Source organism: Streptococcus oralis (assembly GCF_001075675.1).
In the GTDB taxonomy this organism is placed as follows: domain Bacteria; phylum Bacillota; class Bacilli; order Lactobacillales; family Streptococcaceae; genus Streptococcus; species Streptococcus oralis_V.
In genome coordinates, this window is the sequence record NZ_JUNW01000056.1 from 1 (window position 1) to 25,951 (window position 25,951).

19 protein-coding genes, 1 tRNA gene and 1 pseudogene are annotated in these 25,951 nt (G+C 38.4%); 18 read left to right on the forward strand and 3 right to left on the reverse strand.

The window, feature by feature from the left end:
• Positions 1–129: 129 nt before the first annotated feature.
• The 12 genes from vncR (at position 130) to ADM50_RS08735 (ending at position 16,616) form a co-directional block, all read left to right on the forward strand.
• A complete protein-coding gene (gene vncR, locus ADM50_RS08680; protein ID WP_049485358.1) occupies positions 130–786 on the forward strand; it encodes a response regulator transcription factor VncR in 657 nt (218 codons plus the stop codon).
• Positions 783–2,111: a sensor histidine kinase VncS gene (gene vncS / locus ADM50_RS08685; protein ID WP_049485359.1), complete on the forward strand. Its 1,329-nt coding sequence runs from the start codon at positions 783–785 to the stop codon at positions 2,109–2,111. The genes vncR and vncS overlap by 4 nt, the downstream gene beginning before the upstream one ends.
• Positions 2,112–2,250: 139 nt before the next feature.
• Positions 2,251–3,132, forward strand: coding sequence for a class II fructose-bisphosphate aldolase (locus ADM50_RS08690; RefSeq protein ID WP_001018995.1), 882 nt, complete (start codon positions 2,251–2,253; stop codon positions 3,130–3,132).
• Positions 3,133–3,260: 128 nt separating this feature from the next.
• Entirely contained in the window at positions 3,261–4,193 is a 933-nt protein-coding gene (locus tag ADM50_RS08695) for an alpha/beta fold hydrolase (protein ID WP_049485360.1), read from the forward strand.
• 50 nt (positions 4,194–4,243) lie between these two features.
• On the forward strand, positions 4,244–4,789 hold the full coding sequence (locus ADM50_RS08700; protein WP_049485361.1) for a histidine phosphatase family protein: 546 nt from the start codon (positions 4,244–4,246) through the stop codon (positions 4,787–4,789).
• 314 nt (positions 4,790–5,103) lie between these two features.
• Positions 5,104–6,096, forward strand: coding sequence for an ABC transporter ATP-binding protein (locus ADM50_RS08705; RefSeq protein ID WP_049485362.1), 993 nt, complete (start codon positions 5,104–5,106; stop codon positions 6,094–6,096).
• Position 6,097: 1 nt separating this feature from the next.
• Positions 6,098–6,916, forward strand: a complete 819-nt coding sequence (locus ADM50_RS08710) for an ABC transporter permease (RefSeq protein ID WP_049485363.1) — start codon at positions 6,098–6,100, stop codon at positions 6,914–6,916.
• 1 nt (position 6,917) lies between these two features.
• The gene (locus tag ADM50_RS08715; protein WP_049485364.1) at positions 6,918–7,703 is read left to right on the forward strand and encodes an ABC transporter permease; all 786 of its coding nucleotides are present in this window, start codon (positions 6,918–6,920) and stop codon (positions 7,701–7,703) included.
• A gap of 429 nt (positions 7,704–8,132) precedes the next feature.
• Positions 8,133–14,621: a S8 family peptidase gene (locus tag ADM50_RS08720; protein WP_049485365.1), complete on the forward strand. Its 6,489-nt coding sequence runs from the start codon at positions 8,133–8,135 to the stop codon at positions 14,619–14,621.
• A gap of 224 nt (positions 14,622–14,845) precedes the next feature.
• Positions 14,846–14,918 (forward strand) — tRNA-Thr (locus ADM50_RS08725).
• A gap of 296 nt (positions 14,919–15,214) precedes the next feature.
• Positions 15,215–16,084 (forward strand): DUF6287 domain-containing protein, encoded by an 870-nt coding sequence (locus ADM50_RS08730; protein ID WP_049485366.1) that lies wholly within the window; start codon positions 15,215–15,217, stop codon positions 16,082–16,084.
• A gap of 226 nt (positions 16,085–16,310) precedes the next feature.
• Positions 16,311–16,616 carry a hypothetical protein gene (locus tag ADM50_RS08735; protein WP_049485367.1) on the forward strand — a complete coding sequence of 102 codons (306 nt, stop codon included), beginning with the start codon at positions 16,311–16,313 and terminating at the stop codon, positions 16,614–16,616.
• A 31-nt stretch (positions 16,617–16,647) separates the two neighbouring features.
• Here the strand turns inward: ADM50_RS08735 and ADM50_RS08740 are convergent, their stop codons facing one another.
• Both ADM50_RS08740 and ADM50_RS08745 read right to left on the reverse strand, forming a co-directional pair.
• Entirely contained in the window at positions 16,648–18,447 is a 1,800-nt protein-coding gene (locus ADM50_RS08740) for an N-acetylmuramoyl-L-alanine amidase (RefSeq protein ID WP_049485368.1), read from the reverse strand.
• A gap of 44 nt (positions 18,448–18,491) precedes the next feature.
• The gene (locus tag ADM50_RS08745) at positions 18,492–19,400 is read right to left on the reverse strand and encodes a LysR family transcriptional regulator (protein WP_001222578.1); all 909 of its coding nucleotides are present in this window, start codon (positions 19,398–19,400) and stop codon (positions 18,492–18,494) included.
• Between the two features lie 102 nt (positions 19,401–19,502).
• Between ADM50_RS08745 and ADM50_RS08750 the strand changes: the two genes are divergently transcribed.
• The 3 genes and pseudogenes from ADM50_RS08750 to ADM50_RS09740 all read left to right on the forward strand — a co-directional run bounded on the left by ADM50_RS08750 (position 19,503) and on the right by ADM50_RS09740 (position 20,458).
• On the forward strand, positions 19,503–19,736 hold the full coding sequence (locus ADM50_RS08750) for a YqgQ family protein (RefSeq protein WP_044135604.1): 234 nt from the start codon (positions 19,503–19,505) through the stop codon (positions 19,734–19,736).
• On the forward strand, positions 19,733–20,113 hold the full coding sequence (locus tag ADM50_RS08755) for a rhodanese-like domain-containing protein (protein ID WP_049485369.1): 381 nt from the start codon (positions 19,733–19,735) through the stop codon (positions 20,111–20,113). Before ADM50_RS08750 ends, ADM50_RS08755 begins: the two co-directional genes overlap by 4 nt.
• 86 nt (positions 20,114–20,199) lie before the next feature.
• A pseudogene (locus ADM50_RS09740) lies at positions 20,200–20,458 on the forward strand (DUF4190 domain-containing protein).
• Positions 20,459–20,498: 40 nt separating this feature from the next.
• Here ADM50_RS09740 and ADM50_RS08765 read toward each other — a convergent pair.
• Complete coding sequence (locus ADM50_RS08765) at positions 20,499–21,224, reverse strand: 16S rRNA pseudouridine(516) synthase (protein ID WP_049485370.1); 726 nt, start codon at positions 21,222–21,224, stop codon at positions 20,499–20,501.
• Positions 21,225–21,382: 158 nt separating this feature from the next.
• Here ADM50_RS08765 and typA point away from each other — a divergent pair, with 158 nt between their 5' ends.
• The 3 genes from typA (at position 21,383) to ADM50_RS08780 (ending at position 25,951) form a co-directional block, all read left to right on the forward strand.
• Positions 21,383–23,224: a translational GTPase TypA gene (gene typA / locus ADM50_RS08770; RefSeq protein WP_049477927.1), complete on the forward strand. Its 1,842-nt coding sequence runs from the start codon at positions 21,383–21,385 to the stop codon at positions 23,222–23,224.
• A 19-nt stretch (positions 23,225–23,243) separates the two neighbouring features.
• Entirely contained in the window at positions 23,244–23,498 is a 255-nt protein-coding gene (locus tag ADM50_RS08775; RefSeq protein ID WP_000262663.1) for a DUF3165 family protein, read from the forward strand.
• A gap of 431 nt (positions 23,499–23,929) precedes the next feature.
• On the forward strand, positions 23,930–25,951 hold the full coding sequence (locus ADM50_RS08780) for a bacteriocin-associated integral membrane family protein (RefSeq protein ID WP_049485371.1): 2,022 nt from the start codon (positions 23,930–23,932) through the stop codon (positions 25,949–25,951).

Consider the following 25,951-nt stretch of genomic DNA (forward strand, 5'->3'; position numbering starts at 1 on the left):
ACTCAAGTACAGCCTGCGGCTAGCTTCCTAGTTTGCTCTTTGATTTTCATTGAGTATAAGGACTCTTCTTATCAGGATGAAACAGAGAAGATTTACAAGAAATTTAAAGGAATGTGAAACGTTTTTTCTATGAAAATTTTAATTGTAGAAGATGAAGAGATGATCCGTGAGGGAATCAGTGACTATTTGACGGATTGTGGTTATGAAACCATTGAGGCAGCAGATGGACAAGAAGCTCTGGAAAAATTTTCCAGCTATGAAGTTGCTCTAGTACTACTGGATATCCAGATGCCCAAGCTTAATGGCCTAGAAGTCCTAGCAGAGATTCGTAAGACCAGTCAGGTTCCTGTCTTGATGCTGACAGCCTTTCAGGATGAGGAATACAAGATGAGTGCTTTTGCCTCTCTGGCAGACGGTTATCTGGAAAAGCCCTTCTCCCTCTCCCTTCTAAAAGTGAGGGTAGATGCGATTTTCAAGCGCTACTACGATACAGGAAGAGTCTTCTCCTATAAGAATACCAAGGTAGACTTTGAAAGCTATAGCGCAAGCCTCGCAGGTCAAGAAGTGGCTATCAATGCTAAAGAGTTGGAAATTCTGGACTATCTGGTGAAAAATGAGGGACGGGCCTTGACTCGTTCTCAGATTATCGATGCTGTCTGGAAGGCGACAGATGAGGTCCCCTTTGACCGTGTTATTGATGTCTATATCAAGGAACTGCGGAAAAAGCTAGACTTGGATTGCATCCTCACTGTGCGCAATGTTGGTTATAAATTGGAGAGAAAATGAAACGAACAGGTTTATTTACAAAGATTTTTATCTATACCTTCTCGATTTTTAGTGTTCTGGTTATTTGTCTTCATTTAGCCATTTATTTTCTCTTTCCCTCTACTTATCTAAGCCATCGTCAGGAAACCATTGGCCAGAAAGCGACAGCCATTGCCCAGTCCCTGGATGGAAAAGATAGGCAGAATATTGAGCAAGTCTTAGACTTGTATTCCCAGACCAGTGATATCAAAGGAGCTGTCAAGGGAGAAATGACCGAGGACAAGTTAGAAGTCAAGGACAATCTTCCTCTGGATACGGACCGTCAAACTACTTCCCTTTTTATTGAGGAGCGTGAGGTGAAAACGCAAGATGGCAGCACTATGACTCTCCAATTTCTAGCTTCAATGGACTTGCAAAAGGAAGCAGAGCAGATTAGTCTCCAGTTTCTTCCCTATACCTTGCTGGCATCCTTTCTGATTTCTCTTTTGGTGGCCTACATCTACGCTCGTACCATTGTTGCCCCGATTTTGGAAATCAAGCGGGTGACCCGTCGGATGATGGATTTGGATGCCCAAGTGCGATTGCGCGTGGATTCTAAGGATGAGATTGGTGATCTCAAGGAACAAATCAATAGCCTTTACCAGCATCTCTTGACTGTCATTGCGGACTTGCATGACAAGAATGAAGCTATTCTTCAGCTGGAGAAGATGAAGGTTGAGTTCCTACGAGGGGCTTCTCATGAATTGAAAACACCTCTGGCTAGTTTGAAAATCCTAATCGAAAATATGAAAGAAAATGTCGGCCGTTATAAGGATAGAGATCACTATCTTGGAGTTGCCTTGGGAATTGTGGATGACCTCAGTCACCACGTTCTCCAGATACTTTCTCTTTCTTCTGTTCAGGAATTGCGAGAGGAGAAGGAGAACATTGACCTAGTCCAGATGACGCAAAGTTTGGTCAAGGATTATGCTTTGCTCGCCAAGGAGCGAGAACTTCAGGTAGACATTAGCCTAACCCATCAGCAGGCTTACATAAACCCATCTGTCATGAAACTGATATTATCGAATCTCATCAGCAATGCTATCAAGCACTCCACTCCAGGTGGCTTGGTCCGCATCGGAGAGAGAGAGGGGGAACTCTTTATCGAGAATAGCTGTAGTTCTGAAGAACAAGAAAAGCTGGCCCAGTCTTTTTCTGAAAATGCTAGTCGTAAGGCCAAGGGTTCGGGGATGGGACTCTTTGTGGTCAAAAGTTTATTAGAACACGAGAAATTACCTTATCATTTTGAGATGCAGGATGCTCGATTGACCTTCTTCATACGTTATCCCAAAGTCACTCAGGACTAAGGAGAAGAAAGGGGTTACATTGATTGGATTGTAAGAAATTCAATCTAAAGTATGGGAAAAACTAGCTTTTTTTATCAAAAAGTGATAAAATGAACAATGTAAATGGGATGTCCCAAAAAATATATAGGAGGCCTGACAAATGGCAATCGTTTCAGCAGAAAAATTTGTCCAAGCAGCTCGTGACAACGGTTATGCAGTTGGTGGATTTAACACAAACAACCTTGAGTGGACTCAAGCTATCTTGCGTGCAGCAGAAGCTAAAAAAGCTCCAGTTTTGATCCAAACTTCAATGGGTGCTGCTAAATACATGGGTGGTTACAAAGTTGCTCGCAACTTGATCGCTAACCTTGTTGAGTCAATGGGTATCACTGTACCAGTAGCTATCCATCTTGACCACGGTCACTACGAAGATGCACTTGAGTGTATCGAAGTTGGTTACACTTCAATCATGTTTGACGGTTCACACCTTCCAGTTGAAGAAAACCTTAAATTGGCTAAAGACGTTGTTGAAAAAGCACACGCTAAAGGTATCTCAGTAGAAGCTGAAGTTGGTACTATCGGTGGTGAAGAAGACGGTATCATCGGTAAAGGTGAATTGGCTCCAATCGAAGACGCTAAAGCAATGGTTGCAACTGGTATCGACTTCTTGGCAGCTGGTATTGGTAACATCCACGGTCCTTACCCAGCAAACTGGGAAGGTCTTGACCTTGACCACTTGAAGAAATTGACAGAAGCTCTTCCAGGCTTCCCAATCGTATTGCACGGTGGTTCAGGTATTCCTGATGACCAAATCCAAGCAGCTATCAAACTTGGTGTTGCGAAAGTTAACGTTAACACTGAATGTCAAATCGCATTCGCTAACGCAACTCGTAAATTTGCTCGTGACTACGAAGCAAACGAAGCAGAATACGACAAGAAAAAACTCTTCGACCCACGTAAATTCTTGGCTGACGGTGTAAAAGCTATCCAAGCATCAGTTGAAGAACGTATCGACGTATTCGGTTCAGAAGGTAAAGCATAATCTAGCTGAACAATACAGATGAAACCTGCCCATTGGGTGGGTTTTTTGTGTCTGGATATATAGCGAATATACTGTAGAAGAACCAATCTTAAGTTGCTAAAAGGTTCTATTTTTTGTACAATAATGCTATGAAAATACTGAAAAAATGGTTTCTTGGCATTCTTAGTTTCATTCTTTTGTTTTTACTCGCTACATTCATCTTTCACCGTATCAGTTTGGAAAAGGAAGAAGCCTCACTATCACCTATGGGACAACAAGTTCTTGTCAATGGACATCAAATAAATATTTACGTTGAAGGGGATGGACCTGAGACTATAGTAGTTCTCTCAGGTGCTGGTATTGCTTCTCCCATATTGGACTTTAAAAATGTATCGGAATCCTTATCGAAACGATATAAGGTAGTCATCGTGGAGCGAGCGGGATATGGTTATAGTGATGATAGCAATCATTCAAGAGATGTGATGGAAGTTTTGTCTGAGACTCGCCAAGCTCTTTCCCAAGCAAATATCACAGGGCCGTTTATCATTCTGTCTCATTCCATGGCTAGTTTAGAGAGTCTGGCTTGGCAGGAGAAGTTTCCTGATGAAGTGAAAGCTTTGATTGGTTTAGATTGGGCATTGCCATCAAGTTATGAGAATTTAAAGCAAAATCAGACCTTACTCACTGTAGCATATTGGAGCAGCAATATTGGCTTATTACGCTACTTCCCTGAGTCCTTTTATATAAAAAATCAAACTTTGACCGAAAATGAACGAAAACAATATAAACTTCTAGCTTATAAGCAGTTGATGTCACAAGCCATGCTTCATGAATCCCAAACGGTAAAGGAAAATGCCAAGAAAGTTACTTCTAGCATCAATCCGAAAATTCCCACCTTACTACTGGTGTCTAACGGTGAAGGTACTAGTTTTAGCCAATCTGAGTGGCAACGTTATGCAGAGAGATTTGCAAGCGACCAGTCTAATGTTCAAGTCGTCTATATGGATGCGCCTCACGACCTCTATCATTATCAAAGCGATGCTATTGTTTCTCGCATTAAAGAATTTTTAGAGAATAATTGAGGGCTTAAAAATCCATTGAGACTGATGATAATAATTGAAAGGAATGACTTATGAATAATTCTTATATTTTACTTAGACATGCTCATTCAAGATTTTCAAGTGATGATTTTAATAGAACTTTGTCAGAAAAAGGATTTTTATCTCTTGACCAGTTAGAGTTTTTGAATTTTTTTAATATTGATTATTATTTTTCTAGTCCTTATAAACGAGCATTTGAAACGATTAATAGCTCGCCAATTCAATTTGATAAAATAGTTCTTGATAATCGGTTACGAGAGCGAAAATTATCTTCAACCTTTATAAAAGATTCTGAGTTTGAAGATAGTATTAAATATTTATGGCAAAATCCCAGTGAATCTCTTTCAGAAGGGGAATCAAATCAAGATGCACTAGCTAGAGTACTAAATTTCTTAATAGAATTGGAAGAGAGATACTCAGAAAAAACGATTTTACTTAGTTCACACGGGAATTTGATAGGAATACTACTACATCACTTTGATTCCAGTTTTGATTATGAAAAATGGGAGCAGATGACCTTTCCAGATTGTTTTCTAATTGATAGAAATGGGATTGTGAAAAGAATTATGAAAGATTAGTTCTTTGATTAAATAGTGAATCATATAGGTCAAAATAGTTTGTTTTTTATAATTCGTAGCCTGCCCAATGGGCAGGTTTTTTGGTGTTTTAAGGAAAATATCAAACCAGAATTTTTGTTTAAAAGTATTATTTTAAGAGAGAAATCTCTAATTTCATAATCTATAGGCAAACGCTTGCATTCTATTTTTTATTGGACTATAATAGGTTGGTATAAAGCCTTCTGTAATAATATTGAGAAGGTGTAGAAAGTAAGGATTTAGATATTTGTAGTCAAAAATACAATGTTGCTATTCCTTGCGATAGGGAGAGATTTATGGCAATGATAGAAGTGGAACATCTTCAGAAAAATTTTGTGAAGACAGTTAAGGAACCTGGTTTGAAGGGAGCTTTGCGCTCCTTTATTCATCCTGAAAAGCAGACCTTTGAAGCTGTCAAGGATTTGACCTTTGAAGTTCCAAAAGGCCAAATTTTAGGCTTTATCGGAGCCAATGGTGCTGGGAAGTCGACAACCATTAAAATGCTGACAGGAATTTTGAAGCCGACATCGGGTTATTGTCGGATCAATGGCAAGATTCCTCAGGACAATCGCCAAGATTATGTCAAGGATATTGGAGTTGTTTTTGGACAACGCACCCAGTTATGGTGGGATCTGGCGCTGCAAGAGACCTATACGGTCTTGAAAGAGATATACGATGTGCCAGACTCGCTCTTTCATAAGCGCATGGACTTTTTAAATGAAGTCTTGGATTTGAAGGAATTTATCAAGGACCCCGTGCGCACTCTTTCACTGGGTCAACGGATGCGTGCGGACATTGCGGCTTCCTTACTTCATAATCCCAAGGTTCTCTTTTTAGATGAACCGACCATTGGTTTGGATGTGTCGGTCAAGGACAATATTCGTCGGGCTATCACCCAAATCAATCAGGAGGAAGAAACAACCATTCTCTTGACCACTCATGACCTGAGTGACATTGAGCAACTCTGTGATCGGATTTTTATGATTGACAAGGGGCAAGAGATTTTTGATGGAACGGTTAGCCAGCTCAAGGAAACCTTTGGCAAGATGAAGACTCTTTCTTTTGAACTGGTACCAGGTCAAAGTCATCTCCTTTCTCACTATGAAGGCTCTTCGGATATGACCATTGATAGACAAGGGAACAGTCTCAATATTGAATTCGATAGTTCCCGCTACCAGTCGGCTGATATTATCAAGCAAACCCTGTCTGATTTTGAAATCCGCGATTTGAAGATGGTAGATACGGATATTGAGGATATTATCCGTCGCTTCTACCGAAAGGAGCTCTAAGATGGTCAAATTGTGGAGACGTTATAAACCCTTTATCAATGCAGGTGTTCAGGAGTTGATCACCTATCGAGTCAACTTTATTCTCTATCGGATTGGCGATGTCATGGGGGCTTTTGTTGCTTTCTATCTCTGGAAGGCGGTCTTTGATTCCTCGCAAGATTCTTCGATTCAGGGCTTCAGCATGGCAGATATCACCCTCTACATCATTATGAGTTTTGTGACTAATCTTTTGACCAGGTCAGATAGCTCCTTTATGATTGGTGATGAGGTCAAGGATGGTTCCATTATCATGCGTTTGTTGCGACCGGTGCATTTTGCGGCCTCTTACCTTTTCACCGAGCTTGGCTCCAAGTGGTTGATTTTTATCAGCGTCGGACTGCCATTTTTAAGTGTGATTGTCTTGATGAAAATCTTATCGGGGCAAGGGATTGTAGAAGTGCTGGGCCTAATTTTACTTTATCTTTTTAGCTTGACGCTGGCTTATCTGATTAACTTTTTCTTTAATATTTGCTTTGGATTTTCAGCCTTTGTATTTAAAAATTTATGGGGTTCCAATCTCCTCAAGACTTCAATAGTGGCCTTTATGTCTGGAAGTCTGATTCCCTTGGCTTTCTTTCCAAAGGTTATTTCAGATATTTTATCCTTCTTGCCTTTTTCATCTTTAATTTATACCCCGGTTATGATTATCGTTGGGAAATACGATGCCAGTCAGATTCTTCAAGCACTCTTGCTACAGTTCTTCTGGCTCATAGTGATGGTGGGCTTGTCTCAGTTGATTTGGAAACGGGTCCAGACATTCATCACCATTCAGGGAGGTTAGTATGAAAAAATATCAACGCATGCATCTGATTTTTATCAGACAATACATCAAGCAAATCATGGAGTACAAGGTTGATTTTGTGGTGGGCGTGTTAGGAGTTTTTCTGACTCAAGGCCTGAACCTCTTGTTTCTCAATGTGCTCTTTCAACACATCCCCTCGCTAGAAGGCTGGACTTTTCAAGAAATCGCCTTTATCTATGGTTTTTCTTTGATTCCCAAGGGATTGGACCATCTCTTCTTTGACAATCTCTGGGCACTGGGGCAACGTTTGGTGCGAAAAGGAGAGTTTGACAAGTACCTGACGCGTCCTATTAATCCTCTTTTTCACATTCTGGTTGAGACCTTTCAGATTGATGCCCTGGGCGAACTATTGGTTGGTGGAATTTTATTAGCGACAACAGTATCAAGCATTGTTTGGACTCTTCCAAAATTCCTGATTTTTCTAGTCTGCATTCCTTTTGCGACCTTAATCTATACTTCCTTGAAAATCGCGACTGCCAGTATCGCTTTTTGGACCAAGCAGTCAGGCGCCATGATTTACATTTTTTATATGTTTAATGACTTTGCCAAGTATCCGATTTCCATTTATAATTCGCTTCTTCGTTGGTTGATTAGCTTTATCGTGCCTTTCGCCTTTACGGCCTACTATCCTGCCAGCTATTTCTTGCAGGACAAAGACGGGCTCTTTAACATTGGTGGGTTGATGTTGATTTCCCTTGTTTTCTTTGTTATTTCTTTAAAACTCTGGGATAGGGGCTTGGATGCCTACGAAAGTGCGGGTTCGTAAGAGATAAGATAGGATGAGAGTTAAAAATTAAATATGTTACAAACAACCGTTGAAAATTATAGCGGTTGTTTTTGCATGTTTATTAAGGCATAAATTCTATCCATACCCCTTTTTGCGATTTTGGTAGTTATTCCAGTTAATTGCTACTATTTTTGATGGTGTGAATGTGCTGATAATGTATCCCAGTTAACTACGAAAGTTTTGGGTTTATATTTTTTAATGTACATTAAAAAAAAAATTAATGCGTGTTAATTTTTCTTGACTTAAAATTTTTTAATTGATATACTATTTTTCAGAGAGCTAACAATTATATATAAATGTACTACTCTATCCCACTAGATAATACGTCATAAAACTTTTTATAACAAAGGCTAGCAAGGTTAAAGTTTTCTATCTATTGGGTTTAAAATAAAAAATGAAGGAATTATAATGAAAAAAAGTACGGTATTGTCATTAACTACTGCTGCAGTTATTTTAGCAGCATATGCCCCCAATGAGGTAATTTTAGCAGATGCACCTAGTTCTGAAGATGCTTTAAGAATTTCTGATAAAGAAAAAGTAGTAGCAGATGCACCTAGTTCTGAAGATGCTTTAAAAATTTCTGGTAAAGAAAAAGTAGTAGCAGATAAAGAAACAGAAAAAAATGAACAATCTGAAGAACTTCATAATGTTATAGAAACTTCAAAGGATACTGAGGAGAAGAAGACAACAGTTATTGAGGAAAAAGAAGTTGTTAGTAGAAAGCCTAAGATAGACAAAAAAACTAGTAACGAAGGAGCAAGTATCAAAGAAGACTCCAATCAATCCAAAGGAGATGATGCGAACTCATTTGTAAATAAAGATACAGAAAATCCTAAAAAAGAAGATAAACTTGTCTATATTGCTGAATTTAAAGATAAAGAATCTGGAGAAAAAGTAATTAAGGAACTATCCAATCTTGAGGATACAAAAGTTTTATATACCTATAATACGATTTTTAATGGCGCTGCCATTGAAACAACTCCAGATAATTTGGACAAAATTAAACAAATGGAAGGTGTTTCGTCGGTTGAACGATCACAAAAAGTCCAACCAATGATGAATCATGCCAGAAAGGAAATTGGAGTTGAGGAAGCTATTGATTACCTAAAGTCTATTAATGCTCCATTTGGGAAAAATTTTGATGGTAGAGGTATGGTCATTTCAAATATCGATACTGGAACAGATTATAGGCATAAGGCTATGAGGATCGATGATGATGCCAAAGACTCAATGAAATTTAAAAAAGAAGATTTAAAAGGCACTGATAAAAATTATTGGTTGAGTGATAAAATCCCTCATGCGTTCAATTATTATAATGGTGGTAAAATCACTGTAGAAAAATATGATGATGGTAGGGATTATTTTGACCCACATGGGATGCATATTGCAGGGATTCTTGCTGGAAATGATACTGAAAAAGATATCAAGAACTTTAATGGCATAGATGGAATTGCGCCTAATGCACAAATTTTCTCTTATAAAATGTACTCTGACGCAGGATCTGGGTTCGCGGGTGATGAAACAATGTTTCATGCTATTGAAGATTCGATCAAACACAATGTCGATGTTGTTTCGGTATCATCTGGCTTTACGGGAACAGGTCTTGTAGGCGAGAAATATTGGGAGGCTATTAGAGCATTAAGAAAAGCTGGAATCCCAATGGTTGTTGCTACAGGTAATTTTGCGACTTCTGCTTCAAGTTCTTCTTGGGATTTAGTAGCCAATAATAATCTGAAAATGACAGATACTGGAAATGTAACACGAACTGCCGCACATGAAGATGCGATAGCGGTCGCTTCTGCTAAAAATCAAACCATTGAGTTTGATAAGGTTAACATTGGAGGACAAAGTTTTAAATACAGAAATATAGGAGCTTTTTTCGATAAAAATAAAATCCTAACAAATGAGGATGGGTCAAAAACTCCAAATAAATTAAAATTTGTATATATAGGCAAAGGTCAAGACAAAGATTTGATAGGCTTGGATCTTAAGGGCAAAATTGCAGTAATGGATAGAATTTATACCAAGGATTTAAAAGATGCTTTTAAAAGAGCAACGGATAAAGGCGCACGTGCCATTATGGTTGTAAATACTGTAAATTACTACAATAGAGATAATTGGACAGACCTTCCAGCTATGGGATATGAAGCGGATGAAGGGACTACTAGTCAAGTATTTTCAATTTCAGGAGATGATGGTGTAAAATTATGGAACATGATTAACCCTGATAAAAAAACTGAAGTCAAAAGAAATAATAAGGAAGATTTTAAAGATAACTTAGAACAATACTATCCAATTGATATGGAAAGCTATAATTCTAATAAACCGAATGTAGGTGATGAAAAAGAAATTGACTTTAAATTTGCAGCTGACACAGACAAAGAACTTTATAAAGAAGATATTATAGTCCCAGCAGGGTCTACATCTTGGGGGCCAAGAACAGACTTGCTTTTAAAACCGGATGTTTCAGCACCTGGTAAAAATATTAAATCCACTCTAAATGTTATCAATGGTAAATCCACTTATGGTTATATGTCAGGAACTAGTATGGCAACTCCAATCGTAGCAGCTTCTACTGTTTTGATTCGACCAAAATTAAAGGAATTGCTTGAAAGACCTGTCTTGAAAAATCTTAAGGGAGATGACAAAATAGACCTTACAAGTCTTACAAAAATAGCTCTACAAAATACTGCAAGACCTATGATGGATGCAACCTCTTGGAAAGAAAAGAGTCAATACTTTGCATCACCTAGACAGCAGGGAGCGGGGCTAATTAATGTTGCCAACGCTTTGAGAAATGAAGTTGTAGCAACTTTCAAAAATACAGATTCTAAAGGTTTGGTAAATTCATATGGTTCCATTTCTCTTAAAGAAATAAAAGGTGATAAAAAATACTTTACAATTAAGCTTCACAATACCTCAAACAGACCTTTAACCTTTAAAGTTTCTGCATCAACTGTAACTACAGATGCTCTAACTGATAGGCTAAAACTCGATGAAACATATAAAGATGAAAAATCTCCGGACGGGAAGCAAATTGTTCCAGAAATTCACCCAGAAAAAGTCAAAGGAGCAAATATCACATTTGAGCATGATACTTTCACTATAGGTCCAAATTCCAGCTTTGATTTAAATGCGGTTATAAATGTTGGAGAAGCTAAAAACAAAAATAAATTTGTAGAATCATTTATTCATTTTGAGTCAGTGGAAGAAATGGAAGCTCTAAACTCCAACGGTAAGAAAAGAAACTTCCAACCTTCTTTGTCGATGCCTCTAATGGGATTTGCTGGGAATTGGAACCACGAACCAATCCTTGATAAATGGGCCTGGGAAGAAGGATCAAAATCAAAAGCAATGGAAGGTTATGATGATGATGGTAAACCAAAAATTCCAGGTACCTTAAATAAGGGGATTGGTGGAGAACATGGTATAGATAAATTTAATCCAGCAGGAGTTATCCAAAATAGAAAAGATAAAAATACAACATCCCTAGATCAAAATCCAGAATTATTTGCTTTCAATAACGAAGGAATCAACGCACCTTCATCAAGTGGCTCTAATATTGCTAAAATCTATCCTTTAGATTCAAATGGAAATCCTCAAGATGCTCAACTTGAGAGAGGATTAACGCCTTCTCCACTTGTATTAAGAAGTGCAGAAGAAGGGGTGATTTCAATAGTAAATACAAATAAAGAAGGAGAAAATCAAAAAGACTTAAAAGTCATTTCGAGAGAACACTTTATTAAAGGAATTTTAAACTCTAAAAGAAATGATGCAAAGGGCATTAAATCTTCTAAGCTAAAAGTTTGGGGTGACTTGAAATGGGATGGACTCATTTATAACCCTAGAGGTAGAGAAGAAAATGCCCCAGAAAGTAATGACAAAAAAGATCCTGCTACTAAGATACGAGGACAATTTGAACCGATTGCGGAAGGCCAATATTTCTATAAATTTAAATATAGATTAACCAAGGATTACCCATGGCAGGTTTCCTATATTCCTGTAAAAATTGATAACACCCCTCCAAAGATTGTTTCAATTGATTTTTCAAACCCTGGAAAAATTAAGTTAATTACAAAGGATACTTATCACAAGGTCAAAGAGCAATATAAGAATGAAACGCTATTTGCGAGAGATCAAAAAGAACATCCTGAAAAATTTGACGAGATTGCCAACGAAGTTTGGTATGCTGGGGCCGCTCTTGTTAATGAAGATGGAGAGGTTGAGAAAAATCTTGAAGTCACTTATGCAGGTGAGGGTCAAGGACGAAATAGAAAACTTGACAAAGACGGAAATACCATTTATGAAATTAAAGGTGCAGGAGATTTAAGAGGAAAAATCATTGAAGTGATTGCATTAGACGGTTCTAGCAATTTCACAAAGATTCATAGAATTAAATTTGCTGATCATGCTGATAAAAATGGGATGATTTCCTATTATCTAGTAGATCCTGATCAAGATTCATCTAAATACCAAAAGCTTGGCGAGATTTCCGAATCTAAATTTAAAAATTTAGAAAATAGAAAAGAGGATAGTCTTAAAAAAGATACAACTGAAGTAGAACATCATCAAGAAAATGAAGAGGCTACCGAAGAAAAATCTAGCTTGACTATTCATAAAACAATTTCAACAATTAGAGACTTTGAAAGCAAAGATTTAAAGAAACTCATTAAAAAGAAATTTAGAGAAGTTGATGACTTTACAAGTGAAACTGGTAAGAGAATAGAGGAATACGATTATAAATACGATGATAAGGGAAATATCATTGCTTATGACGATGGTAGTGCCTTAGAATATGAAACTGAAAAACTTGATGAAATCAAATCAAAAATTTATGGCATTCTAAACCCATCTAAAGATGGACACTTTGAAATTCTTGGAAAGATCAGTAATGTTTCTAAAAATGCCAAGGTATACTATGGAAATAACTATAAATCGATAGAAATCAAAACGACCAAGTATGATTCCCATTCAAAAACGATGACATTTGATTTATACGCTAATATTAATGATATTGTGGATGGATTAGCTTTTGCAGGAGATATGAGGTTTTTTGTCAAAGATGATGGTCAGATAAAAGCTGAAACTAAAATTAGAATGCCTGAAAAAAATAAGGAAACTAAAGCAGAATATCCGTATGCATCAAGTTATGGGAATGTAATAGAATTAGGAGAAGGAGATCTTTCAAAAAATAAACCAAATAATTTAACGGACATGGAATCTGGTAAACTCTATTCTGATTCAGAAAAACAACAATATCTGTTAAAGGATAACGTCATTCTAAGAAAAGGCTATGCACTAAAAGTGACTACCTATAATCCTGGAAAAACGGATATGTTAGAAGGGAATGGAGTTTATAGCCAGGAAGATATAGCAAAAATCCAAAAGGCCAATCCTAATCTAAGAGTCTTATCAGAAACAACTATTTATGCTGATAGTAGAAATGTTGAAGATGGAAGAAGTACTCAATCAGTATTAATGTCGGCTTTGGACGGCTTTAACATTGTAAGGTATCAAGTGTTTACATTTAAAATGAATGATAAAGGGGAGGCAATCGATAAAGATGGAAATCTTGTGACAGATTCTTCTAAACTTGTATTATTTGGTAAGGATGGTAAAGAGTACACAGGAGAGGATAAGTCCAATGTAGAAGCTATAAAAGAAGATGGCTCTACGTTATTTATTGATGCAAAACCAGTAAATCTTTCAATGGACAAGAACTACTTTAATCCATCTAAAACTAATAAAATTTATGTACGAAATCCAGAATTTTATTTAAGAGGTAAGATTTCTGATAAGGGTGGTTTTAACTGGGAGTTGAGAGTTAATGAATCGGTTGTAGACAATTATTTAATCTACGGAGATTTACACATTGATAACACTAGAGATTTTAACATTAAGCTTAATGTTAAAGACGGTGACATCATGGACTGGGGGATGAAAGACTATAAAGCAAACGGATTCCCAGATAAGGTAACAGACATGGATGGAAATGTTTATCTTCAAACTGGCTATAGCGATTTGAATGCGAAAGCGGTTGGAGTACATTATCAATTTTTATATGATAATGTCAAACCAGAAGTAAACATTGATCCAAAAGGAAATACTAGTATCGAATATGCTAATGGAAAATCTGTAGTCTTTAACATCAATGATAAAAGAAATAATGGATTCGATGGTGAGATTCAAGAACAACATATTTATGTAAATGGAAAAGAATACAAATCATTTGATGATATTAAACAACTAACAGATAAGACACTAAACATTAAGATTGTTGTAAAAGATTTTGCAAGAAATACAACCGTAAAAGAATTCATTTTAAACAAAGATACGGGAGAGGTGAGTGAACTAAATCCTCATACAGTAACTGTGACCATTCAAAATGGAAAAGAAATGAGTTCAACGATAGTGTCGGAAGAAGATTTTATGTTACCTGTCTATAAGGGTGAATTAGAAAAAGGATACCAATTTGATGGTTGGGAAATTTCTGGTTTCGAAGGGAAAAAAGACGCCGGCTATGTTCTTAATCTATCAAAAGATACCTTTATAAAACCTGTATTCAAGAAAATAGAGGAGAAAAAGGAGGAGGAAAATAAACCTACTTTTGATGTATCGAAAAAGAAAGAAAAAACACAATCTAATTCAACTAATGATGTCAACAGTATTGTTTCTGATGAAAATGATAAAAACTTTGAAATTGACAAGAACGTTTATCTAAATGAACAAGGGAACTTAACTAATAAAAATACCAACATCAATAGTAAATCAACTAGTAACAATCCTAATGAGTTGCCAAAAACCGGAACAGCAAGCGGAGCCCAGACACTATTAGCTGCCGGAATCATGTTTATAGTAGGAGCTTTTCTTGGATTGAAGAGAAAAAATAAAGACTAAGACAAAAGCTATAGAAAAAATGGTTTATGTACTGAGATTAGATAGTGAGGTGATGACATAGTTTTGTGAAAATATTGATTTATAAATATATTATTTAGATTTCTATGAAAATGGGAGATTTAAAAGAGATATATGTAAAAGCCTTGTCTTAGGACAGGCTTTTTCTAATGGAGATAAAAATTTCTTGACATCTATTCTCAGAGTGCTATACTAAAAGGGTAATCGCCGATTTAGCTCAGTTGGTAGAGCAACGCACTCGTAACGCGTAGGTCACAGGTTCAAGCCCTGCAATCGGCAGAATCAAGAAGTCCAAACGGGCTTCTTTTTTTGTAAATATAGGAAAGGTGGAACGTTTGAGATAGGTTCTATTTAACGTCTGAAACTCCTGCTTATAAATTAAAACTAAAATTTATATTTTGTGGTATAATGTATTGTAATAAATACTTGTTTTGATACCAATCTAGAGATATTTTTATAGTTATTTATTCTAGAAATTTTTGCTTGGATTTTTTTTAAAAGTCATAAAAGTTCATGGATAATAACGAATGAAGTCTCGCAAGCTTGGCTGAATATAAATCAAAAAGGAGAAAATTATGAATAAGAAAGAATGGGAAAAACAATTTGAAGAGATCAATGGACCTAAGCGGTCTGAATCAAAGTCGGCTCCGAATAAAAATATAAAAATCTATATTGGCCTAGCACTCTCTGTTTTAGTCACTCTCATCTTGGTAAGTATTTTCTCATATCTTCTGATTGGAAAGAAAGAGCCAAATCAAGCATCGTCTGCAGTTTCAACTACAGAGACAACAAGTCAAGCTTCTACAAGCCAAGGAAAAACGGATGAGACTGATAAGGATAAACAAGAGGAAATTCAGAAACTCAAGAATCAACTTGCTGCTTTAGATACCAAGATTACGGAAGCAGAAGCACTTGTTAGCAAGTTGAAGAAAGAAACTACCGTTCCAAAATTAGATATTGAAGCAATTAAGAACAATGACTTGTCTAGTTTAGAGGGTACTTGGCGTAGTCAATCTGGTAATGAATACATTATTAATGATTCTGGAGAAGTACGTGCGACTTGGTTTACAAATGATCAAAAGTACGAATCTGTAGTTGGATTAAAGGTATCAAAAGGTCAAGATAGTCGTAATCCTGAGACAGCTTCTATCAGTGCATGGGTAAAAGATTCTGTTGCTGGAGGATTTGTAGTAGTTGCTGTTCCAAGTGGAGTTGTTATGCAACCTGCTGATGATGGAAAGATTACGGATAAAAGCAATCATGCTGAAGAAAGACTACTTTCAGGACAAGATTATGGGTCTATGTTAATGAAACCAGAAAATGTTTATTATCGTGTGAAACCAGATACCAGTAAACTTGAGGAAGAAGAAAAGAACTTAGCTCAACTACAAGCAGACCGTGAATCAATTAAATCTTCTCTTGAGGCAAAGGAAAAGAAAAACTAGGTTGTATTCGTTCAAAAATACTGTTATAATCGGCAGAATCAAGAAGCCCATTAGAGCTTCTTTTTCTTTTGTTACAAATACTCAACCACTTAGACAGAGATATTGACCAGATAGGCAAAAGGGCTTGTTCTTGAAAAATTCCTCTGCTATAATGGTTCATGTAAGGGACGTGAGGGGTCAGTATCAGACAACTCAAGAACCAAAAAAAGAAAATGGAGACAAAAAAATGAAAAAATTATTAGGACTTGTATTTTTAGTAGCAGCAGCGCTAGTATTGTATTTCGGATCTGTTGGCTGGCCAAGTTTGGATGTCAACCTCTGGTCACTCATTCCGGTAGGATTGTTCCTCTATTTCACGCTAGAAAACTTTTTGAAAAAAGACTACAAGGCTAGTCTGATGTGCTTGATCATTGCCTTTATCATTGCAAATGCTATTTTTGATCTCTTGCCCATTTCAAGTGGTTTGGTGATTGGTGCCGGTGTGCTAGTTTGTGTAGGACTTGGCTACCTCTTTCCTGATAAAGATAAATAGAAAAGTCTCGAGGTTTCTCGAGACTTTGTTTTTATTTACCAGCGTAATATTTTTGAATCCCTTTTACGATGCCTGCGACCAGTTTATCTTGGTAGTGGCTATCTCTAATTTGTTGGTTTTCGGAGAAATTATCCATATAACCAAGTTCTAGGAGAACGGCTGGTTTGGCTGTTTCGCGTAGTACGGCATAGCTGCTCTCCAACAGACCAGCGTCTTTGGCCCCTGTTTCTGCTAGGAGAGAGGAGTGGATGGCAGTGGCGAGGCGTTTGCTTTCACTCATACGATCTGGGTGATTGTGCCAGTATTTATTAATCTTACTTGGATAATCAGGTTCATCGCTATAGGAGTAGGTTTGAATACCGCTCGCTTTTGAGTAGGTATTACCAGTAGCGTTGAAGTGAATACTGATAAAAATATCCGAGTTGGTTTTATTAACCATACGAGAACGTTCGGTAACAAAATCAACGTCAATATCACTATCACGAGAAGTGAGGACCTTGTAACCTAGTTCTTCCAACTTACTACGAAGCTTACGGTAAATCTGCATGTTGAGATCTTTTTCAGCTACATTGTAGTAAAAGGCACCTGAATCTCGACCACCATGCCCAGGATCTAGGAAAATGGTATTGCTGTATTGGCCTTTTACAAATCCACCTTCAGTTGAAACTTCAGAAATCCATTGGCCGTATTTTTGGAACAGGTGTTCCTTACCGTCTATCTTGTAAGTTCCTGAAACATAATGTCCATTATCATCTAGGTAGTAGCGTGCTTTGTCAGAGTTATCGTAAATCCATTCGCTCTTTGCCATGTAACCACCTGACTTGAGGTAGTATGCTCCAATCCACTCCTGATTTGCATAACGACCATCCGCTTTTAGATAGAACCAGCTCTTGTAGGCTTTATCGAAGATCCACTCATTCTCCGCCATGGCTCCACTGGTTTTAAGGTAGTAGCTTTCTTTCCATTTGTCTGCTAGCATCCCACCATTCTGGTCAAATGAGTACCAGGAACCTTGAATCTTTTGCCAGTTTTCTTGGACATATCTCCCTGACCCGTTCGCATAGAACCAAGTATCCTTGATTTTGACCCAGTTGTTTTCTGCCATAGCTCCGCTCTGGTTGAAGAGGTAGCCCTTGAAGGTTGTCGCACTCAGCATTCCACCGTCTTTGTCAAAGTAATACCAAGAACCGTTGATTTTCTCCCATTTATCCTGCGAGATCTTTCCAGAAGGAGCGACATAGTACCAAATTTGATCTAATTTTGTCCAGCCCTTTTCCGCCATAGCCCCGCTTTTTGTGAGCAGATAGCCGTCAACGGCAGTGTTGCTGAGCATGCTTCCAGTTTGGTCAAAATAATACCAAGAACCATTGATTTTTTTCCAGGTGTTCTGAGCAAGTCGTCCAGAGGAATCAGCATAATACCATTGATTGTCCAGTTTGGTCCAGCTATTTTCTGTCATGACACCATCTTGGTCAAAGGCATAACCTTTGTAGACAGTAGAATGAAGACGATTACCATCTTGATCGAAGTAGTACCATTTGCCTTGGATTTGTTTCCAGTTCAAAGCAGGTTTATCATCTTGGTAAAAGCGCCAGTGATGATTTTCTTGGTACCATCCTTCTTTTTTGGGCTTGTCTTCTTGCACATCTACTTTAGGAAGAACTTCTGATTTAGAGTTTTCCTCAACACTCGACTCTTTCTTTTCTTCTTTGGCAATTGCTTCCTTGACAGCAGATGTGGATTGAGTTGTGTTTTCTTCTCCTAAGACGGATGCGGGTGCTAATCCTGCGATTGAAAGGATTAAAGCACTGGTCAGTAGTATCTTTTTCACTTTTTATTTCCTAACTTTTTCTTTTTCCCTTTTTCATTTTTCTATTAATTATCGAATTGAACTTCTTCTAGTAAGTATTCGATAAAGCGTTCGCCCATCTTAGACAGGCTGGTTTTTTCATGTTGGATATAGACTAGTTCAATCGGGTCGTCAATGTCCAGTGGAATGGAAACGATATTGTCTCCGTTGAGGTTGCTGTTCAATATCCCTGTTGCAATGGTGTAACCATCCAAACCAATCAAAAGATTAAAGAGGGTGGCACGGTCACTGACTACGATGGATTTCTTGTGGTGCTCTTGTGAAAGAATCTCCTCTGAAAAGTAGAAGGAGTTGTGCGTCCCCTGGTCATAACTCAGATAAGGAAAGTCTTCCAAATCAGCCAGTTTGACCTTGTCTTTTTTAGCTAGAGGGTTGGTCTTGCTGACAAAGATATGGGGTTGAGCGGTAAAGAGGTGGTGGGCTAGCAGGTGATTGTCATCCAGCATTTTCGTTAAAACATCACGATTGTAGCTGTTTAAAAAGAGGACACCGACCTCGCTACGGAAGTTCTTGACGTCATCGATAATCTCCCAAGTCCGAGTTTCACGAAGGAAGAGCTCGTATTTCTCCATATCACTTTTCTTGAGCAGAGAGACAAAGGCATTGACTACAAAGGCATAGTGCTGAGAGGAAACGCTGAAAAGTTCGCGGTGGGCGATAGGATTTTTATAACGTTCCTCCAGAAGCTGAGTTTGCTCGACAACTTGACGAGCGTAGGAGAGAAACTCCATCCCATCACGCGTCAAGGTAATTCCCTTGGGATTGCGGATAAAGATTTCAATGCCCATTTCATTTTCCAAGTCTCGAACAGCATTAGAGAGACTGGGTTGGGTGATAAAGAGTTGCTTGGCTGCCTCATTCATAGAGCCAGTTTCGACGATTTTGATAATATAGTGTAGTTGTTGAATTCTCATGTTTTTATTGTACCATACTTGCGGAAGAATGGGCAATGAAGACGAAGAAAATAGGGGGAAAGAACCGGTCCAGTATTGAAAAAAAGTCTAAAATCTGTTAGAATGGAAGCTATGAAAACATTCTATGATGTGCAGCAATTTCTCAAACAATTTGGCATTATTGTTTACATGGGGAAGCGTTTGTATGATATTGAACTGATGAAGCTCGAACTCTCTCGGATTTATGATGCAGGTCTCATGGACAAGCTAGATTACCTAGAAGCGGAAGCTGTTCTTCGTAGAGAGCACAAGATAGAATTAGACTACATAGAGAAAAATGGAGATAAGAACTTATGACAATTTGGGTTTTGTGGGGAATCGTACTAGCGATGGCGGCATGGATGGGGTATAACTACCTTCGTATTCGTCGTGCGGCTAAGATAGTGGATAATGCAGAATTTGAAGCCTTGATTCGAAAAGGGCAATTGATTGATGTCCGTGAACCAGCAGAATTTCACAGAAAACATATCCTCGGAGCTCGCAATATTCCTTCAAATCAGTTGAAGTCAAGCCTTGCAGCCCTTCGCAAGGATAAACCTGTCCTTCTCTACGAAAATCAACGTGGACAACGAGTGACCAATGCAGCACTTTATTTGAAAAAACAAGGTTTCTCTGAGATTTATATTCTTTCTTATGGACTAGATTCTTGGAAAGGGAAAGTGAAGACGAGTTAACATTCTATTAAAATCTGTCGAATGGTAGATAAAGCTAGTATCTTAAGGTATCATCATTTATATTAAATTTAAGGAGATTTTATAATATGAATTCACAACAAAAGAAAAAACTTCACTTATTTTAGGTATCTTATCTATCGTCCTTGGTTTGCTATTTCCAATAGTAGGTCTGATTTTGGGGATCATAGGATTGGTCTTGGCTTTTTCATACCAAAAAGAATCTGGACTAGACTATAAAACAGAAAAATTCTGAATATCATTGGACTTGTGGTTTCTGTACTTAACTGGATTGTAGCTGTCGCAGTATTTTTTAGAATTGTAGCTGTCGCAGTATTTTTTAGATAAGCAAAAAATAAAAAAGCTTTAAATTTAAAGCTTTTTTATTTTATCGACTCATCTCTAAGTAGTTTTTTATGATTTCCAATTCCTCTGGATTCAAGGGGCGGAATTGCCCTTTTGCTAGTTCTGGGTCTAATGTAAAGTCACCGAATTGGACGCGTTTTAGGGCAGTCACCTTGACACCAACTGAGAGGAACATTTTTTTAACTTGATGAAATTTTCCTTCTGAGATGGTAATAGAGGCATGGCTCTCTGTTGGGCTTATGTCTAGAATTTCTAGCTGAGCAGGTTTACAAGTGGTCCCATCTAAAAAGACAATCCCATCTTTGAATTTTTGGATATGGTCTGACGTGAGCGGTCCGTTTACTACCACTTGATAGGATTTATCGACATGGTACTGGGGATGAAGGAGCTGAAAGCCAAGAGGTCCATTGTCTGTTAAAAGCAGCAGTCCCGTCGTATCGCGGTCTAATCTGCCGATAGCATAGAGCTGGTCAGACTGGATGTCAGGTGGGAGTAGGTCCATGATGGTTGGCAGTTTCTTATCCTTGCTAGCTGTAACGACTCCGTTTGGCTTATGAAGCATGAGGTAGGTGTGCTCGTAGCCTTGGATTTGCCGTCCTTGAAAGACTAATTTCTGCAACCCAGTGTCGACATTTTGAGCCAGGGAGCTGGCTGGACAATCGTCTACTAGGATTTCTTTTTTTAATAGAGCCTGTTTCATAGCCTTGCGACTGACCTTTTCTTGGGCTAATAATCTATCTAAACGCATACCAGCTTATCTTATCATAAGTCTCTGACTTTGAAAAGAGTTGCCTTGACTAGAAAAGCAGAGTGAAAACATTTACACTTAGCTGAACTGTGATTTTTGAATGAGACTGTGGTATAATTGTTCAGTTAGAAATAAAAATTTAAATATTAGAGGAAATCATGACAAAATTAAGAGAAGATATCCGTAACATTGCGATTATCGCCCACGTTGACCACGGTAAAACAACCCTCGTTGACGAATTATTGAAACAATCAGAAACGCTTGATGCACGTACTGAATTGGCAGAGCGCGCTATGGACTCAAACGATATCGAGAAAGAGCGTGGAATAACCATCCTTGCGAAAAACACTGCCGTTGCCTACAACGGAACTCGTATCAATATCATGGATACACCAGGACACGCGGACTTCGGTGGAGAAGTTGAGCGTATCATGAAAATGGTTGACGGTGTTGTCTTGGTCGTGGATGCCTACGAAGGAACCATGCCACAAACTCGTTTCGTATTGAAAAAAGCCTTGGAACAAAACCTTGTTCCAATCGTGGTTGTCAACAAAATCGATAAACCATCAGCTCGTCCAGCAGAAGTAGTGGACGAAGTCTTGGAACTTTTCATCGAGCTTGGTGCAGATGATGACCAGCTTGATTTCCCAGTGGTGTATGCTTCAGCTATCAACGGAACATCTTCATTGTCAGATGATCCAGCTGACCAAGAAGCTACGATGGCACCAATCTTTGACACCATTATCGACCACATCCCAGCTCCAGTAGACAACTCAGATGAGCCTTTGCAATTCCAAGTGTCACTTTTGGACTACAATGACTTCGTTGGACGTATCGGTATCGGTCGTGTCTTCCGTGGTACTGTTAAGGTTGGGGACCAAGTTACCCTTTCTAAACTAGATGGTACAACGAAGAACTTCCGTGTAACAAAACTCTTCGGTTTCTTTGGTTTGGAACGTCGTGAAATCCAAGAAGCAAAAGCAGGTGATTTGATTGCCGTTTCAGGTATGGAAGACATCTTTGTCGGTGAAACCATTACTCCGACAGACGCAGTTGAAGCTCTTCCAATCCTACACATTGATGAGCCAACGCTTCAAATGACTTTCTTGGTCAACAACTCACCATTTGCTGGTAAAGAAGGTAAATGGGTAACTTCTCGTAAGGTAGAAGAACGCTTGCAGGCAGAATTGCAAACAGACGTTTCCCTTCGTGTTGACCCAACGGATTCACCAGATAAATGGACTGTTTCAGGTCGTGGAGAATTGCACTTGTCAATCCTGATTGAAACCATGCGTCGTGAAGGCTATGAGCTTCAAGTATCTCGTCCAGAAGTTATCATAAAAGAAATTGACGGTGTTAAATGTGAGCCATTTGAACGTGTTCAAATCGATACTCCAGAAGAATACCAAGGTTCTGTTATCCAAAGCCTTTCTGAACGTAAGGGTGAAATGTTGGATATGATTTCAACTGGTAATGGTCAAACTCGTTTGGTCTTCCTTGTTCCAGCGCGTGGTTTGATCGGATACTCAACTGAGTTCTTGTCAATGACTCGTGGTTACGGTATCATGAACCATACTTTCGACCAATACTTACCATTGATTCCGGGTGAAATTGGTGGACGTCACCGTGGTGCCCTCGTTTCCATCGATGCTGGTAAGGCAACAACTTACTCAATCATGTCGATTGAAGAACGCGGAACCATCTTTGTCAATCCAGGTACTGAGGTTTACGAAGGAATGATCATTGGTGAAAACTCTCGTGAGAATGACTTGACAGTTAACATCACTAAGGCCAAACAAATGACCAACGTTCGTTCTGCAACCAAGGACCAAACAGCGGTTATCAAGACACCTCGTATCTTGACCCTTGAAGAGTCTCTTGAGTTCTTGAACGACGATGAGTACATGGAAGTAACGCCTGAGTCAATCCGTTTGCGTAAGCAAATCCTCAACAAGGCAGAGCGTGAGAAAGCTAACAAGAAGAAAAAATCAGCTGAATAAGAGCTAGAAAGAGATAAAGATGGTCTATTTAATCATAGGGATACTCTTATTACTACTCTATGTATTTGCGACACCCCAAAGTATCAAAGGAACAGTCAACATCGTTATCTTGGTCTTTGTAGTTGTTGCACTCTTGATTTTGCTGATGTTGTCCATCTTGCAAATCTTCCAATTACCGACAGAATTCTTTGTCACAATCGCCATGTTGGCTCTAGCCTACTTTAGCTTGAGAGACATTACGCTCATGTCTGAAAAAAAGAGCAGAAGAAGATAAAGAGAAAGAGAGCTGTGGCTCTCTTTTTCGATTTAAAATAAGATTTTTAAGACTTTCCTTAGGTGATTACGGACGGTAGCGACTTTCTTCGAAATTCTATACCTAAACTTTGAGCCTATAGTCTCAAAGTTTCCGAATGCCTGAAATCTATTGTTTTCAGGCATTTTTATCACAACGGAAAGTCTAAGATTCCGTTTCTTGCAAAAAGGAATAAACCTAAAAATATTTTGTTCAAGTGAGTTTTTTTCCACATTTTAAGAGCTCTATATTGTTATAGAAGTTTAGAAAGTTAGTCCAAAAAATATAAGTATATTTTGCCAAAATCTATTGACAATTTATCATAATGGTGATATATTTGCGATAAATAGAAACCGATTTCATACTCTGAAATCTTACCTCCTGAAATCAATTTTCACCACAAGGAGTCTACTATGAAGAAACTATTTATTTGCTTGTCTACTATTTTTCTCAGTTGCTTCTTCATTTGGATTATTATCTTACGTGCCCCTCAGTATCTCTATACTAGTTATGACTCCGTTACCTTGCTACGTGTTAAAAATGGGGCACAAGAGCCGACTCGTGAGGAGTTTGAGCGAGAGTTGGAGAAGTTTGCAAGCTCGGAGCAGAGTTTGATTGCCAGACGGATAGTAGAGCCGAGTAAGGATGGAAGGACCAACTTCACCTATGCGACTTATGGTCAGGGAGGCTTGCCAAAAGAGTTTCAAGCGGCTAGCCAAGAAAGCCGAGAACGGAGCGATCCTCTCAATAGTTACCTTCTCTTGTCTGGTTCATTGACCAAGGAAAAATTAGCTGCAAAATTAGATGATTTAGGTTATAAAGCGATTGCAGACCGCAAAACTCCTCCGTATCGTCTAGCTTTTTGGATTGCTTTAAATCCGTTGTTGTTGATTAGTTTAGCTATATTTGGATTAGCTTTCTTTGCCATGGTGATTATCACTCGGATTAAGGAGATGCGGGCTGCAGGGATCCAGCTCTTTTCAGGACAGACCCTCTTGTCCATCATAGGAAGCGCCTTATACGATGATGTCAAGTGGCTTTGCTTAGCTGGGGTTTTATCCCTTATAGTGGGAGGTGCTGTCCTCCTCGGACAAGGGCTCTTTTATCCCGTTCTTTTAGCAGCCTTTAGTATCGGAGTGGGGCTTTATCTTCTCTTTTTATTGGGAATTTCGCTAGTACTGAGCCTGCTCTACTTGATGAGCTTGAGCTACAAGGCTTTGGTTCCTGTGTTAAAAGGACGTTTGCCCCTCAAACGCTTGATGACCTTGACCTTGTTATGTCAGTTGGTTGCTGTCTTTACAGTAGGTTATGCAGTCAAGACTGGCTTGACTTCTTACCAGCGTTTACAGGAACTCCAACTATCCAAGCAAGCTTGGGAAGACCGAGCAGATTATTATCAAATTTCTTTTGGCTTAGGTGATAGAGTAGAAGATACAGAAAATCAGAGCAAGTGGTATGCCTTTGCCAAGGAAGCAATCGAAGAAGAACAAGCTCTTTATGTAAAGGATAATCTGCTCCATTTTGCCAATCCAAAAGGAAAAAATGAACAGGGAGAGACACTGGATACCTATAGTCCAGATGCTAATACGCTCTATGTTAGTCCTAGTTATTTGGAGAAGGAAAAGGTCGTGGTAGATGCTGAGACCAAACAGAAGTTAGCCCATCTCCAAAAAGGTGAGTTTGTCCTCTTGCTCCCAGAACATTTGCGCTCTCAAGAAGCAGAACTAAAAAAAATCTTTGAAGAAAGCATGAGTTATTATGGAAAATCTGGTGAGGAGGCAAGTGCTCCTTTGGATTATGAGATGAAAGCGCACGTTAGTTATCTTTCAATGGGAGAAAAGCGATTTGTTTATAATAACGGTGAGAACCCCGTATCCACTCAGTATTTGACGGATCCGATTTTAGTGGTATTCACGCCGACTTCTACAGGTGATAGTTTTACATCCTTATCTAGTTGGTCTATCAATGCTGGTAAGAATATCTTTGTCAAAGGATATGAAGATGGGATTAAACTCTTGAAAAATGCAGGAATTTATGATCAAGTATCCTACCTCAAGGAGGGACGAAGTGTTTACCTCGCACGTTACTATGAGGTTCAAACACAAACTCTAACCCTTATTTTAGGAGCTATTATTGGAATCGCGAGTTCTTTGCTTCTCTTTTATTCTGTGAATCTTCTTTATTTTGAACAATTCCGTCGTGAGATTTTGATTAAACGAATTTCTGGTTTGCGATTTTTTGAAACGCACGCTCAGTATATGATTAGTCAATTTGCTAGTTTTGTATTCGGTGCGAGTCTCTTTATTTGGCGTAGTCGGGATGTGGTGATTGGATTGGTAACTTTATCGATCTTCCTCGTTAGTGCTATACTGACTCTCTACCGTCAAGCACAGAAAGAATCTCGTGTTTCTATGACCATTATGAAAGGAAAATAG

What these genes read in the sequence shown, in the direction of transcription:
- ADM50_RS08730 (WP_049485366.1), top strand. Translation starts at nt 15,215, where the DNA reads ATGAATAAGAAAGAATGGGAAAAACAATTTGAAGAGATCAATGGACCT.
- ADM50_RS08700 (WP_049485361.1), top strand. Translation starts at nt 4,244, where the DNA reads ATGAATAATTCTTATATTTTACTTAGACATGCTCATTCAAGATTTTCA.
- ADM50_RS08710 (WP_049485363.1), top strand. Translation starts at nt 6,098, where the DNA reads ATGGTCAAATTGTGGAGACGTTATAAACCCTTTATCAATGCAGGTGTT.
- ADM50_RS08750 (WP_044135604.1), top strand. Translation starts at nt 19,503, where the DNA reads ATGGAAGCTATGAAAACATTCTATGATGTGCAGCAATTTCTCAAACAA.
- ADM50_RS08690 (WP_001018995.1), top strand. Translation starts at nt 2,251, where the DNA reads ATGGCAATCGTTTCAGCAGAAAAATTTGTCCAAGCAGCTCGTGACAAC.
- ADM50_RS08705 (WP_049485362.1), top strand. Translation starts at nt 5,104, where the DNA reads ATGGCAATGATAGAAGTGGAACATCTTCAGAAAAATTTTGTGAAGACA.
- ADM50_RS08755 (WP_049485369.1), top strand. Translation starts at nt 19,733, where the DNA reads ATGACAATTTGGGTTTTGTGGGGAATCGTACTAGCGATGGCGGCATGG.
- ADM50_RS08780 (WP_049485371.1), top strand. Translation starts at nt 23,930, where the DNA reads ATGAAGAAACTATTTATTTGCTTGTCTACTATTTTTCTCAGTTGCTTC.
- vncR (WP_049485358.1), top strand. Translation starts at nt 130, where the DNA reads ATGAAAATTTTAATTGTAGAAGATGAAGAGATGATCCGTGAGGGAATC.
- vncS (WP_049485359.1), top strand. Translation starts at nt 783, where the DNA reads ATGAAACGAACAGGTTTATTTACAAAGATTTTTATCTATACCTTCTCG.
- typA (WP_049477927.1), top strand. Translation starts at nt 21,383, where the DNA reads ATGACAAAATTAAGAGAAGATATCCGTAACATTGCGATTATCGCCCAC.
- ADM50_RS08695 (WP_049485360.1), top strand. Translation starts at nt 3,261, where the DNA reads ATGAAAATACTGAAAAAATGGTTTCTTGGCATTCTTAGTTTCATTCTT.
- ADM50_RS08735 (WP_049485367.1), top strand. Translation starts at nt 16,311, where the DNA reads ATGAAAAAATTATTAGGACTTGTATTTTTAGTAGCAGCAGCGCTAGTA.
- ADM50_RS08775 (WP_000262663.1), top strand. Translation starts at nt 23,244, where the DNA reads ATGGTCTATTTAATCATAGGGATACTCTTATTACTACTCTATGTATTT.
- ADM50_RS08720 (WP_049485365.1), top strand. Translation starts at nt 8,133, where the DNA reads ATGAAAAAAAGTACGGTATTGTCATTAACTACTGCTGCAGTTATTTTA.
- ADM50_RS08715 (WP_049485364.1), top strand. Translation starts at nt 6,918, where the DNA reads ATGAAAAAATATCAACGCATGCATCTGATTTTTATCAGACAATACATC.
- ADM50_RS08745 (WP_001222578.1), bottom strand. Translation starts at nt 19,400, where the DNA reads ATGAGAATTCAACAACTACACTATATTATCAAAATCGTCGAAACTGGC.
- ADM50_RS08765 (WP_049485370.1), bottom strand. Translation starts at nt 21,224, where the DNA reads ATGCGTTTAGATAGATTATTAGCCCAAGAAAAGGTCAGTCGCAAGGCT.